Genomic DNA, 14,420 nt, shown 5'->3' with positions numbered 1-14,420 from the left:
GCCCTGATCTACGCACATTAGCCGTAGGCAGGGCCACATTGAGAGTAATTCATGCACACTTTAACATTCTTGCGAAATGCGAGAACGCTTATTGGAGATTCGAGCTCCACCCTAGCGTTAACAAGCATACTTGCGCTTTATTTATTGATTAGTGGTATAGCGCAAGCTCACGCTGTGACAACAAAGACAGACGAAGCGCTTACACATAATTACTATGAGAAGACAAAAATAGAAAACCTAACCGTTCCAGACAATGCCATCTCATTTCTTACTTTAGGCGACTGGGGGCGCAACGGGCACTTTTATCAACGCCCCGTCGCTAAATGGTTAGATATCGCCAGCTATCAATTAGATGCTGAATTTATAGCCACCACAGGCGACAACTTCTATGACAATGGCGTTGCATCTATTGATGATCCATATTGGATTTCATCTTATGAGTCTGTTTACCATCATCCCCACCTTTTCATAGATTGGCACCCCGTTTTAGGTAATCACGACTATCGAGGAAACTGGCAGGCTCAAATTGATTACAGCGAGAAAAGTAGACGCTGGCAAATGCCCAGCCAATACTACAGTAAAGTAATAACACTGCATGACAATGCTACCGCGCTTGTTGTATTTGCAGATACATCGCCGTTAAACCCAGAATATGCTGATTCACAAAAATATGAAATCGCCTACAAGCAAGACCGTGAAGCACAATTGTCTTGGTTACGTGACGAACTCTCACAGTCTGAACATACTTGGAAGATTGTTATTGGTCACCACCCGCTTTATTCCAGTGGTAAACGCTATGGTAAAACAGATGCCATTCGAAGCGTACTTAACCCTCTTCTGCATAAATACGACGTTGATGTGTACATCGCTGGACATGAACACGACTTGCAACTTAATCAGATACAAGGCGACAAACTGCTTCACGTTGTTTCAGGCGGAGGCTCTGAAGTGAGACCGATAAAACAATACCCTTTCACACGATTTGCCAAATCAACGGGAGGCTTTGTAGCAGTTAGTCTAAACAAAAACACTCTTACCTTGAATTTTATAGATCACAATGGCGAGGTCATTTTCTCGCACTCCCGACAAAAAACATTCCCTAATCAAAACAATAAGGAGCAAAGCCAATAATGTTCCATCATTCACACATCCGCCTTTTTATTATTGCCTTGGCGGCTACGTTGATTTTATCGATGACAGCGCCTGCGACTCGTGCTTCGGACGCCACTAACACTAAAGTCGCTACAAGAAACACTGCGCTTGGTGTAAACACACTGCCACTAAAAGAACTGCCTGATGGATTCACTCATACACTGCACTTTACCGACGGCAACGGCATGTTGCATACCGTGACAATGACACTTAATACACCAGATGGCATCGTGCTTAAGAACACTCAAGGTCGCGGCGCGTTGATTAAAGGGTCATATTCCCTTGCAACACCGTCTATACGCCATTTAGAAAGTGATGTGATACTCGATGTTCCACTTTTTGACAAGGATACTCAAAAACTGGTGGTAAAACGTTTTTCAGCTTCTTCGTTGTTAACGTTACCTGACAGCGAGATAGCGGTTCGCGTCAAAGGGTCTGAAACACTATGTGCTGGTGTGATAGACGGCGATTTTCAATTAATCAACATAGATGCCACGGGCATGCTAAACCAGTACAGCGTAATGCAGAATTCGCTTGTAAGTAGAAGACAATTTGCCTTTGGTGCAGGAGCCAAAAGCTGCGCAATATCATCGCAAAACCGTCTTATTTATGTGGCTGATGAGTACGCGGGCATCTGGCAAATAGACGCTGACAGTGAAAGTGAAGTCTCTCGTGAACTCATCTATCACAATGCGAATATCGCCGTAGAAGGAATAAGTGTTGTAACTACCGCCCCTCTTGCGTCTTATGAAGGCAAAGCAACGTCCAGCGAACTGCTTGCATGGGTAAGCCCAGATACAAATACCCTGTGGCTGAAAGCGCATTGCAGTGAAAAAGCGTGGGCGTTACTGCTTGAAAACACCTTACGGCAAAGCCAAATAGCGCCTGAAACCGTCATCCTTTCGTTGCGTCAAGACGCAGAAAACCTTTTAGTTCAAGTTGATGACGATAACTCCAACTCTGTATATAGCACCACGCTTCCTGTGCGCGCATTGCCACTTAAGTGCGACAGCACAAAAGGGAGACTCGACAATAAGGATATTGTCAGCGTAACTGCAATAGCAGAAACCCAACCTGTTGAGCACTATGGTGATGCGGCGGATGACCCTGCCATATGGGTCAATGACTTAGCACCCTCAGATAGCATTGTCATAGGGACAGACAAAAAAGGGGCACTCAATAGTTATCGCTTAGACGGAAATTTGTTACAGACCCTGCCTCAAGGCAGAGTTAACAACGTTGACGTGGGCTACAACGTTAATGTAATTCCCGTCGCCGACACAAGGTTTGATGGGCAGACAATTGACATTGCGGTGGCATCAAATAGAACGCACAACAGTTTATCGATCACACATATTGATAAGACGGGAACGCTTACGTACTTAGGTGATATAGCCACGTCGCTAAATGACGTATATGGCATGTGTTTGTTTGTGGAAGGTGGCCGCGCACAAGTCATTGTAAATGACACAAGCGGCCACTTTGAGCGATACGCTGTTGCGATCGCATCAGACGGCGCAGTATCTGGCAGCTTACTACAGCAATTTTCATTACCTTCGCAACCTGAAGGATGCGTAGTAGATACGTCGTTACACATTGCGTATTTAGGAGAAGAGGCGGCGGGCATTTGGCAGCTTCCTATCAGCGATAACAACAGTTTACCGATTTTTAGCACACCAATACAAAGCCCAGTAGAGGCCGATATAGAAGGCCTGGCATTATTTGACGTGGATGAAAAGCGTTATGTTATTGCTTCGAGTCAAGGGAACAATACCTATGCGATTTATCAAACAATAGCTGCGTCAGGCCGTGAGCGACCAATTACCCTTACGTACGTAGGCTCAATCGACATTGCACAAAACGACATCGCTATGATTGATGGGGTGTCAGAAACCGATGGGCTTGACGCGACTAACGCAAATTTAGGAGGCGTTTTCAAAGAAGGGTTATGGGTAGTACAAGACGGTAGGAATGTATTGCCAACTGAACGTCAAAACTTCAAGCTCGTGTCAGGGTCACACCTTGCTGATGCCATAAGAACATTGACCAAGCAAACCAGCAAACATTAATGAACATTGGCGCTAAAGACGGGCCCTAGTCCATAAAAAAGAGGAGCATCTACTCCTCTTTTTTAGTTCTAGCGCTTGTCCAATATGTTTTAAATACACTTAGCCAGCGCGCTGGTAACCATCATTAAGCTGAACATCGATAGCTCGCAAGACCTGCGTTCGGTTAATACACCCCAGTAAAACACCGTCGTCATCTACCACAGGGTATACGCGAGGTTTGTCTTTCAAGAGTAACTGTGCAAGCTCAATCACCGACATGTATGGTTTGATGGTTATCACCTAAGCGTTTTCATTATTTCACCCACGCGACAAATTTGCTCGCGATAATAGCTAGATGCAATCATCTGAGCGATACAGTCTTGCTCAGATAAAAAGCCCACTACTCTTCCTTTGATATCAAGCACAGGTCCACCGCTTTGGCCGCTAGATAGCAGAGCTTCAACGGCCTGCGCAACGGGCATATCAACATTGAGCTTAACCGGATGGGTATTCATATAATCACTGACTTGCAACGATTCCATTTTCTTTTCTCCAGCCGTGGCGCTCAATATGACCGATACTGCTACTGTTTGGGCGTTACGGCACTTCAATTATAGTAAAAACATGTGAAAGCATTTCCCCCACACGTAAAGACTAGACCTTGAAACCATCGCAAGCCAATTTTTTGACATTAAAGTTTTAGCGCATTGGTTCATTTATGTTCACACATAGCAATCTTCACCAAAACTGCGCTAAACAAGGAGACTCACGCCTACCTAGTCGCGATAAATAGCCACCGTCACCTTTCCGTCAGTTGAGACACTCGCCCTATACATTCCCTTAGAGTTAAAAGGCATAGCTATGTTGCCTTTTTTATCGACAGCAATAATACCGCCATCGCCTTTAACCTCAACCAATACGCCATTAACCACTGCATCCGCAGCCTCTTGTAGACTAATGTTTTGGTACTTCATGCGCGCACAAATATCCGCAGCAACATGATAACGAATAAAGTATTCACCATGTCCCGTTGCAGACACTGCACAGCTTTCGTTATCAGCATAAGTTCCTGCGCCTATTACCGCGAGTCTCCAATACGGCCATAACGCTTCGCTGTCATACCACCAGTTGAAGTCCCTGCAACTAGGTTGCCTTGGGCGTCTAGTACAACAGCGCCTACTGTACCAAAACGTTCATTTCCTTGCTGCGCACCGTATCCATTTGCAGCTTGAGCCATACGCGCTTTTGCTTTATCGAGGGCTTGTTTACGAAACTCAGTATCAAAAATACTGTTGTCTACTTGTTCCAATCCATTCTCTGCCGCATACGTTTCTGCACCTTTACCGGACAACATAACGTGAGGCGATTCATTCATTACTAACAATGCCGCCTCAATAGGACTTTTTATCGTTTTTACGCCAGCCACTGCACCCGCGTTTTTCGTACCGCCATGCATGATAGATGCATCAAGCTCATGCTCGCCGTCATAGGTATAAACCGCACCTACACCTGCATTAAAAAGTGGAGAGGACTCAAGGATTTTAATTGTTTCGACAACGGCAACTTCTCCCTTCTCTCCTTTTTTCAGCAACGCATAGCCATGCTCAACCGCTTTTTTCAACGTCTCCTTATATGCCGCCTCTTTTTTGGGCGTCATAGACGACTTCAAAATAGTGCTTAGCTCCACCATGAATAGCAATTGCCACACCCGGCGACGCATTCGAAGCGGAGTCTGCATATACACCAACGCTTACCAGCGCCAGGCTAGAAACAACTAATGAAGCCATATTTTTGCGTGTGAGACGAGAAATGCTGCGAATTGGGGCGAAAGAATCAAATTGCAAAGTTACTCTCCTTTATTCTTATTGAGCATGCTGTTTTTTTACTAATGCATCTACATTAACGCAATAGGCGCTTAAGCAACATCCATAATTTTTAAGAAAGTAGTTAGGTCTTGTTGAATAGTAGGTAGATGATTAAGTGCATCTTGTCATTGCTCGTACGAAACACACTCCTATAGCTTTTCAAAATCATTCTGTAGATGCACTGTCCCAATGTCTGAAGAGATTCCTTTAAGCTTCAAAGTCAACGTTCTTGCTTGGTCAACATCACGATGAGCAATGGCTTTTTCTAGCAGTTTCACTTTATCAGGCGCTCTATGTGCAAATAGTGAGCACACTCTAGAGAACAATGCTTTATCCCCCTTCATGCAGGCTATAGCATTTTCTTTATCCCAATATCGTTCATGTGGGGGTGTTGCCGAAATGCTTTGAACTTCTTCGCTAATATTGTGCATTAGCTTATCGACTAACGGAGATACATTGTCATTTTTATAACCCGACTTTTTCATCTGCTCCACAAGCCAATGTTTCACTTTTGGAATGAGCACCTCTGCCACATCTTCAACATTACCTGCGCTTTTGCCTAAAACGCCGAACACTTGAGACGATGTGCTTTCTTGAACACGTTGCTCAAAAAGAAAAATGATCACTAGGGCTAAAGAAATCGAAAGTACAATAACAAGCGTCATGGTGCGTTTAGCTTTGATCAGCAAAGACTCATTGTGTGCGGGAGACAATACTGCTCTTTCCATTATACTTTTGACTAATAAAAAATTAGTCAGCAGTAAGTAATTTCGCAAGTTTTTAGCAAAGAAGCCTTATCACATGCATCGCTTGCTTTACTATGCTCTAAGCTTGTTTTTTGGACAGCATTTGGTATTCAAAAATGCCCAGTGTAAACTGCGTCCATATTTTGAAAAAACGCACTTTGGTGACCATGCATACACCTACATTTCTTTGGTACGACTTTGAGACCTTTGGCACTAGCCCACAAAAAGACCTTCCCTGTCAGTTTGCTGCGATAAGAACGGATCTATCGCTCAATATCGTCGATAAGCCTATCAACATCATGAGTGCAATTGCCAACGATTACCTCCCTCATCCTGAAGCATGCCTAGTTACTGGCATTACACCACAACAAACACTGAGAGACGGCTCAAATGAAGCCGATTTTGCAGCGCGAATTTATCAAGAAATGGCGACGCCAAACACGTGCAGCGTGGGCTTTAACAGCATTCGCTTTGACGATGAAGTATCGCGATACCTGTTTTACCGCAACTTTTACGACCCATACTCTAGAGAGTGGCGCAATGGCAATAGCAGATGGGATGTGATTGACCTGGCCCGCGCATGCTATGCCCTTCGCCCAGAAGGCATAAACTGGCCCACACGAGAGGACGGGACACCAAGCTTTAAACTAGAGAATCTTACTGCGGCTAATAACATTGGTCATGAGAATGCTCATGATGCGCTAAGTGATGTCTATGCCACTATCGCCCTAGCTAAACTTATAAAAGAAAAGCAGCCTCGATTGTTTGATTATGCGTTTTCACTTCGCAGCAAACATACCGTAATGCAGCAAATTGATGTCTCAAAGCCCTCTGTATTACTGCATATCTCGTCTAAATTACCTGCTAGCCAAGGTTGCTGTACTTGGGTTATGCCGGTAGCGAAACACCCAACTAACAGTAACGCGTTTATTGCTGTCGATCTGGCACACGATATTGATATGCTAATTAATGACTCACCAGAAGATATCAAAAGCGCGTTGTACGCATCGTCACAAGAATATGACTCGCCTTTAGAGCGTCCTGGCATAAAACTGATCCACGCTAACCGCTCTCCTTTCATCACTACAGCTAAAGCCATGACCGAAGAAAATGCGGCTCGCTTAGGGTTGGACAGAGAGCGATGTCTAGACAACTACCGCAAGCTTGCGGCATATCAAGATTTATCAAGCAAACTAACACAGTTATACGCGCTTGATGAACGCGATGAAGAATTGGATATAGATCACGCCTTGTATAGCGGCGGCTTTCTAAACGATGAAGATAAACGCTGGTGTGAGCAAGTGCTGTCAACATCGCCAGAAGCATTGGCGACACTTGCTAATAGCACACAAAATGAAGGGTTGAAAAAGCAGCTCTTTCGATATCGCGCGCGAAACTTCCCCAATACGCTTACGGCAGATGAGTTAACGCGATGGCAATATCATCGTCAGGCGCGTCTTACTGACGCCAGTTCACAGGGGTCGATAACTCTTGAGAGCTATATGATGCGCCTTGAGCAACTCGCCCATGAACACACTGACAACCCCGAAAAACAAGCCATACTTAGAGCACTCTATCAATATGCTGAAAACCTTTGACGCACGACGGGGATAAGCATAAATTAGAGTACATTAAGCATTTTATGCATGCCGCCGATAATATAAAAACAAGTGCGCAAGGAAATAAAAGTGATGAATGGCGTAGTAATCAGTTTTGATGAGTCCAGAACCTATATCGAATTAACCCTAAAGCCTGCAGAGTTTACTTCAGAAGTAAGCATTGGCGATGTGAGTGCCTTGCTCGCATCGGGCGAAACAAAACGCTTGTATATCTCCGAAAAAGCACTAAAGTCAGCGTGCGATACAGCGAACCATTACTTTAAAACCTATGACGATTCAGAAGTAAATGAACGCATCGGCGAGCGAAAAAATGCTGAAGTAGAGTTTCGAATTCCAGAAGATGGCATGTATGCCAACCTTGTTCTCACCACCCCTTATGGTGGGAAAATGCCCTCTTTGTCAGCAATTAAAACATTAGCACAAAAAAACAAAGTGGTTCGAGGGCTTGGGACTAAAGCTATTCAAGCAATCCTGGAAGAAGCGAAGTCGGCGGAGCCCGGCACGATTATCGAAAAAACCATTGCCAAAGGCCTTCCCGCACGCAACGGTAAAAACTCAAAGTTTATTCCTTTAGTTCCTAATGCACTGGAACGCGTACTTAAGCCACAAACAGGCAAAGGTGAACGCGTAGATATGCGCAACTTAGGAGAAGTTATTTGCGTAAAGATAAACACACCAGTACTGCGAAGAACGCAGCCAACACAAGGCCGAACTGGTTTTGACATTAAAGGAAATAAGATTGATGCCGTTGCTGGCGAATGGGTAGAGTTTAAAATGGGAGGAGGTACTGTCGTTTCTGACCACGACGCGAATCTTCTTATTTCATCCATCTCCGGTATGCCAAAATATCAAGATCAAACCATGACCGTAGATGACACCTTTATCTGCACCTAGCGTTAACGTTGGCTCTGGTCACGTTAACTATGAGGGTGCTGTACTGGTTAACGGCGATGTTACAGAGAAAATGGAAATTAGGGCTGCGGGTGATGTCACCATCAACGGCTTTGTCGAATCGGCGTATATCGAATCTGGCGGCGACATCATAGTAACCGAAGGTGCTATGGGTAAAGTGAATGATGCCGATAGTGAGTACCATTGCAAACTTGTAGCCGCTGGCAGTGTTCACGTACAGCATGGTCAAGGTATCGAAGTGCAGTGTGGAGGCAATGTCACCATTGGGAGACAACTCGCTTACAGCAAATTGCGCTGTGCTGGCTCAGTAACGGTTGGGCAAATTGATAATCCCATGGGTAATTTATTTGCATGTGACATTATTAGCCAAAACAAAATTGAAGCGGGTACACTGGGCGCAGTCTCAGGTAGCACCCTTAAAATTGACTTTAGTCCGGGTTTTAACTTACTGCTTGAGCGAAAAGAATCGTTAGATGAGCTGTTGCGTCAATTGCGCGAAAATAATTTAAAGCATAAGGAAAAAATTGCACTACTACAGAGCAAGAAAGTGCCTAAAGAACTACAACGTAAGGTCACTGAAGCGCTTGAGCTGTTTAATAACGAAAGCGCTTTGCTTGAGTGGATTGAAAACAAAGTTAACGATGTAAGACTTGCTAAAGAAAGCTACCAACAGGAAGTGAAACTAGTGGCAAACAAGCGTTTGTATCCGGGTGTGTCAGTTAAACTAAACAATCGCAACTGGCGTTCTGAACGCGAGTATGACAAAGCCCGTATTCACTACGACTCTCACCAATGGCACTACGAGCCAATCGCTTAAATTCTAGCGTTTAAATTCGAGGCTTCAGAACTACCTTATTGTGCAACAGACACTTTTCCAAAACCAAGGCGCTTAGATTGATAGAGCGCCTTAACGGAACGCTCAAACCACTCACTAAACTCTTCATCCTTGTGTATTTGTGACATGCCGACGGCAATTTTGAATGTACTTGTGAGGAGCAAATTACCTAGCATTCCTTCTAACAATCTGTCTGCCAAGGTTTTTGCAGGGCCAACGGGCGTCTGAGGGCATAAAATGATGAATTGGTCATCACTGAAACGCGAAACCACATCAACTTCTCTCACCGTATTTAAACAGTTTGAAGCGACTATCTTTAACGCGTCTTCTTTGGCGTGCGAATCAAAACTAAATTCATCTTCATTGATTGCAGTAAGTTCGATAACAATAAGCGACGCCGTCGTGTGGAAACGATGAAACCTTGATATTTCTTCTTCTGCGCGCTGAATCATATGATTACGATTATATAAACCCGTAACGTTGTCGTGTGACGAAAGAAATGCCAGTGTTTTGTTCTTTTCTAACAACGTAGATTGCAGCGTGCTAATTTCCTCATTCTTTTGCTTAATAATCCGCTTAAAATGACCTTGGTAACGTTTGCGCGCAATAATGGCAAACAACCCCATAAGTACAATGGCCGCAGACAAAAACAGTTTTATATAGTCTTGGCTGTAGCGAACTTGAACGTTATTCCACTGCTTAAAAATTTCAACTTTTTGCGATTCAGGGATCCGCTCAATTGCGTAGTTAAGCTTTTCTATTAGCTCGCTATGAGATTTATTTACACCAAACGCGAGAGAGTCAAAGGGCTCGGCATACCCAACCACTATCAAATCTTTTAATCTCAGATTGTTAATATGCATGTTGACGCTAAGTAGCGAGCCGACCATGACATCAAAATCTCCATTGGCAAGCTGAACTAGCCCAGTTTGTTCAGACTCAACAAGTCTTAGCCTTAAGCTGGGATAATAACGCGAAATATACTCAACTTGTCTGTACCCTTGTACAACACCCACTGAGCGATTACCTACCCCACCGTAACCTTGCAACATGGGTGTGCCGACTTTTGCAACCAACACGTTAGGCGCTTCAAAGTATGGCAAACTGAAATCTAGGAACTGTCTTCTGTAATCCGACGTGTTCAGCATTGGAATGACTTTACACTTGCCCTGCTGGACGTATTCAAGACTTTGCTGCCACGTATCAGTGGGAACAAGTTTAAAGTTGAGGTCTGAAAGTTCAGCGATTATTTGAAGGTATTGCGCTGAAATACCGATATGGGCGCCGTTTCGAATAGCTTCATAAGGTGCCCAATTAGGGTCTATGCAGTAGGTTATATCGCTTTGTTTATTATCTGTTGATAAATCGCTGTTTTGAGCGAATACGAAGGCAGGCATTAACACAATTAGTGCAACCCACACTCGCAAACGGAAAAAACATTGCCTTATCACAGTCTTCAAACATACCCCTTATAGCTATAATATTTAGAACCGTGCAACAGGCTCTGCCTCAATGCACAGTTTCTTCAAAACACCTTTCGCAGCCTCTACTGCGTTATACGACGCGAAGTATTAACGCTTGCCGTCTAAAAATCAATATTTTCACACTATAAATCAACAATTTGGCATGCTTATCTAAGTATTGTTGCACAAAGCATCCATCTTATTAATATCTAGCACGCCACACGTACCCAAACGCAGCCTCGCTGCCAAAGCGTTTGTCGTCGTTGTGAATTAAGTAACGGCCTGCTTTTGGCTAAACAGTGGCTGTTTATAGGTTTTATCTTCCATTATCTTGTTTAGCTTTTGTACTGCAACTTCAATATCCTTAAAGCATAAATACAAAGGCGCAAAGCCTATTCGCAGAATATTTGGTGCTCTAAAGTCCGCAATAACACCTTGAGCAATCCAGGCTTGGCAAATGGCGTACGCGTCATCATGCGCAAGAGCAAGCTGGCTTCCCCTGTCATCAACATTAGGGCTCACAGGCGTAAAGACGTCAAGCAAGCCACTGTTTTTTGCCTCGGCCATAAAAAATGCCTGAAGCTTTTTTGATTTCTCATCGATAGCTTTTAGCGATACGCCGTCAAATACGGTAAGCGAGGCTTCAAGTATGCTCATACCTATCACGCCAGGTGTCCCGCAAAGATTTTGCTTAATACTTCGGTGGGCGTGTAGTCAGGTGAAAACTCAAAGGGGGCACTATGTCCCATCCAACCTGAGAGCGGTTGTTGGTAATCTTTTTGATGGCGCTGGGCAACATACACAAAGGCAAGCGCGCCAGGACCACCGTTAAGATATTTGTAGGTACACCCCACAGCAAAGTCCACATTACAGGCATCAAGGTCTACAGGAAAAGCCCCTGCACTGTGGGCAAGATCCCACAATGTCAAAATACCTTTGCTCTGAGCAAATGCTGTCACCTTTTGCATATCTAGCTTTTTGCCCGTGCGAAAATTCACTTGGGTAAGCATAACTACAGCAACGTCTTCATCAAGTTCATTGCAGATGTTGTCTTCATCTATGTAGTGAAGACGGTATTCATCGCCAAGTAGGTCTAACAGACCCTGAACCATATAAATATCAGTGGGGAAATTATCACGGGTAGTAGCAATTACTTTACGTGACGGATTCATTTTCAACGCAGCGCTCAACACTTTAAACAGATTGATAGAAATTGAATCACAGCAGACTACTTGGCCAGACGCAGCACCAATGAGTTGACCAATTCGATCTCCCACTCGGGTTGGCATCGAAATCCATTGATGTTGATTCCAACTAGTAATTAATCCATCACCCCACTGTCGCTTTACAACATCATGTGCACGCACTTCGGCGGCTTTTGGCAGTGGCCCTAGCGAGTTACCGTCTAAATAGATAGTACCGTTGGGAAGAGCAAACTCGTCACGTTTTAAGCGCAATGGGTCTTTATCATCTAACTGCTCAGCAGAAAAAACCTTAGTAACCATGCTGATTAATAACCTCTAATAATGCGTGAAATGATGTTGATTCAGGGTGTAACCAATCAAAGTGCCCGCCAGACGGTACAATGGTTGATGCAGTCCCTGTCAGTGATGCGTGGTGCACAGGCACAATGCTATCGCTACTACCGTGAAGCAAGTGAATGGGAATATCACTTTTCGACGAATCTGGCGTGGCTGCAGTGTACGCAGACTCTGCCGTACTAGGCTCGCCCCCCATAAACGCCGTTGTAGCAGATTGGCAGCTATTTGTGCCCATCGCATATTTTGCCACATCGGTAATTGCAGCTAGGCCAAGAACACTTTGAATCTGAACGTTAGTGTTATTCACGTGATCACTATTCGCGTTATCACTTTTGATAGGACCTGGCGATACGGCACCTAGAGAAACAGCACCTAGCGATTGTGCCGCTAACAAAGCAAGATGTCCCCCTGCCGAGTGACCCGCTATTACAACAGTTTGTTTACTATTACTGCGTGCCACATCATCTAATGAAGCAGTAATGCCCGCCTCTACGTCGTGCAAGCTGCCTGGCCAACCGCCACCTTCATCGCCAGTTCGCCGGTATTCAACTGCATAAGTGGTTATACCTTTCTCAGCAAGTGCATGATAAAACCCTTTGGCATGATTTAAGTCGTAGGCATTAAGCCAGCAGCCACCGTGAATAAATACCAATGCGGTATTAGCTGGTGCGTTTGTGCGCCATACTTCAACACGCTGCAACGGGTCATCGCCGTAGGTAATTGTGCTATCTGAAGGGCGAGTTTCCAGTGAAAGTAGCTCACCATACCCAACTTGCGTGCGCATTGGAGAACGCGTTTGAGCTTGATTTTGGTCTTGATCACTGGCTGATAAATCTGGCTCGTCCTCGCTGGCGGGCAACGATGTACTAGTGAAGATGAATAGTGCTAACAATAAGCGCAATGAAACCTTCGTTTTATCCATGTTATATGTGCTTTTTCGTTTTATTAATTTTTATTTTTAACGTCATTAAAACACAAGTGGCACCCTCATTGGTGCCACTAAAAACATTAAAACTTGTTTAGGTTTACATTAAAGCATTTCTACTGCAAGTGCTACACCTTCACCACCACCAATACACAGTGACGCAATACCTTTTTTACCGCCACGCTGTTTCAATGCGTGTAGCAAGGTAACAAGAATACGCGCGCCTGATGCGCCAATTGGATGGCCAAGTGCACATGCGCCGCCTTTCACGTTGACTTTTTCAGCGTCTAGACCCAGTTTCTTAATCGCCAGCATGGTAACCATGGCAAACGCTTCGTTAATTTCGAACAGGTCTACATCTTCTTTTTGCCAACCTGCTTTATCGAGCACTTTTTCCATTGCACCAACAGGTGCGACGGTAAAGTTCTCGGGCTCGATAGAGTGTGTGGCATGAGCAACAACACGGGCCAGTGGTGCTAGGCCAAGCGCATTTGCTTTGCTTTCACTCATTACCACCAGTGCTGCTGCACCATCAGAAATTGAGCTTGAGTTCGCCGCAGTTACCGTGCCGTCTTTCTTAAAGGCAGGACGAAGCGTTGGGATCTTTTCTGGGCGCGCAGAACCTGGGCCCTCATCAGTATCAACAACCACATCACCTTTTCGTGTAGACAGGGTTACAGGCACGATTTCATCGCTAAACGTTCCGCTATTAATCGCTTCGTGTGCTTTAGACAGTGAGCTAAGTGCAAACTCGTCCATGTCGCCGCGGGTAATGCTTTCTTCATCTGCAGTGTCTTGTGCAAAACACCCCATGGCTTTGCCATCGTAGGCATTTTCTAAGCCATCAAGCATCATATGATCTAGCACTTGTCCGTGCCCCATACGGTAACCTGTGCGAGCTTTAGGCAACATGTAAGGCGCATTACTCATGCTCTCCATACCACAAGCGACAATGGTTTCTGCACTGCCAGCTTTAATCAAGTCGTGAGCCAGCATGACAGCCTTAAGGCCTGAACCACACACTTTATTGATAGTGGTAACGCCTGCGCTTAGTGGTAATCCCGCGCCTAATGACGCTTGACGTGCGGGTGACTGTCCAAGACCTGCAGGTAACACACAGCCCATGATCACTTCGTCAATCGCTGACACATCTAGGTTCTCAACCGCTGATTTAATCGCCACTTCACCAAGGTCTGTGGCAGACACGCCTGACAAGCTGCCGTTAAAACCACCCATAGGTGTGCGTTTAGCCGCGACTATCACTACTGATTCGTTACTCATAACCATGCCCTTAAATTTCTATAAAATTAATTA

The 14,420-nt window shown here is 44.8% G+C and carries 7 protein-coding genes and 4 pseudogenes; 4 read left to right on the top strand and 7 right to left on the bottom strand.

Annotated elements, in window-relative coordinates; translation table 11 throughout:
* The first annotated feature begins 51 nt into the window (after positions 1-51).
* Positions 52-1,131: a metallophosphoesterase gene (locus tag V6N89_RS08980; protein WP_338517258.1), complete on the top strand. Its 1,080-nt coding sequence runs from the start codon at positions 52-54 to the stop codon at positions 1,129-1,131.
* On the top strand, positions 1,131-3,221 hold the full coding sequence (locus V6N89_RS08975; protein WP_338517257.1) for a phytase: 2,091 nt from the start codon (positions 1,131-1,133) through the stop codon (positions 3,219-3,221). Before V6N89_RS08980 ends, V6N89_RS08975 begins: the two co-directional genes overlap by 1 nt.
* 99 nt (positions 3,222-3,320) lie before the next feature.
* Here the strand turns inward: V6N89_RS08975 and V6N89_RS08970 are convergent.
* The 3 genes and pseudogenes from V6N89_RS08970 to V6N89_RS08960 all read right to left on the bottom strand — a co-directional run bounded on the left by V6N89_RS08970 (position 3,321) and on the right by V6N89_RS08960 (position 5,793).
* A pseudogene (locus tag V6N89_RS08970) lies at positions 3,321-3,742 on the bottom strand (CBS domain-containing protein).
* A 234-nt stretch (positions 3,743-3,976) separates the two neighbouring features.
* Positions 3,977-4,987 (bottom strand): annotated as a pseudogene (locus tag V6N89_RS08965) (isoaspartyl peptidase/L-asparaginase family protein).
* A 227-nt stretch (positions 4,988-5,214) separates the two neighbouring features.
* Positions 5,215-5,793: a hypothetical protein gene (locus V6N89_RS08960; protein WP_338517256.1), complete on the bottom strand. Its 579-nt coding sequence runs from the start codon at positions 5,791-5,793 to the stop codon at positions 5,215-5,217.
* 185 nt (positions 5,794-5,978) lie between these two features.
* On the opposite strand from V6N89_RS08960, the gene sbcB reads away from it, so the two are divergent.
* Positions 5,979-7,409, top strand: a complete 1,431-nt coding sequence (gene sbcB, locus V6N89_RS08955) for an exodeoxyribonuclease I (protein WP_338517255.1) — start codon at positions 5,979-5,981, stop codon at positions 7,407-7,409.
* 93 nt (positions 7,410-7,502) lie between these two features.
* Positions 7,503-9,159: pseudogene (locus tag V6N89_RS08950) on the top strand (DUF342 domain-containing protein).
* 35 nt (positions 9,160-9,194) lie between these two features.
* On the opposite strand, the gene V6N89_RS08945 reads toward V6N89_RS08950, so the two are convergent.
* The 4 genes and pseudogenes from V6N89_RS08945 to V6N89_RS08930 form a co-directional block, all read right to left on the bottom strand.
* The gene (locus V6N89_RS08945) at positions 9,195-10,628 is read right to left on the bottom strand and encodes a diguanylate cyclase (protein WP_338520249.1); all 1,434 of its coding nucleotides are present in this window, start codon (positions 10,626-10,628) and stop codon (positions 9,195-9,197) included.
* A gap of 282 nt (positions 10,629-10,910) precedes the next feature.
* A pseudogene (kynU, locus tag V6N89_RS08940) lies at positions 10,911-12,145 on the bottom strand (kynureninase).
* A complete protein-coding gene (locus V6N89_RS08935) occupies positions 12,135-13,103 on the bottom strand; it encodes an alpha/beta hydrolase (RefSeq protein ID WP_346993669.1) in 969 nt (322 codons plus the stop codon). Before V6N89_RS08935 ends, kynU begins: the two are co-directional and overlap by 11 nt.
* A 108-nt stretch (positions 13,104-13,211) precedes the next feature.
* On the bottom strand, positions 13,212-14,387 hold the full coding sequence (locus tag V6N89_RS08930; protein ID WP_346993668.1) for a thiolase family protein: 1,176 nt from the start codon (positions 14,385-14,387) through the stop codon (positions 13,212-13,214).
* Positions 14,388-14,420: the final 33 nt, after the last annotated feature.

Origin of the sequence: Alteromonas gracilis (genome assembly GCF_036870955.2) — a bacterium.
GTDB classification, from domain to species: domain Bacteria; phylum Pseudomonadota; class Gammaproteobacteria; order Enterobacterales; family Alteromonadaceae; genus Alteromonas; species Alteromonas gracilis_A.
This window is presented reverse-complemented; position numbering and strand designations above follow the sequence as displayed.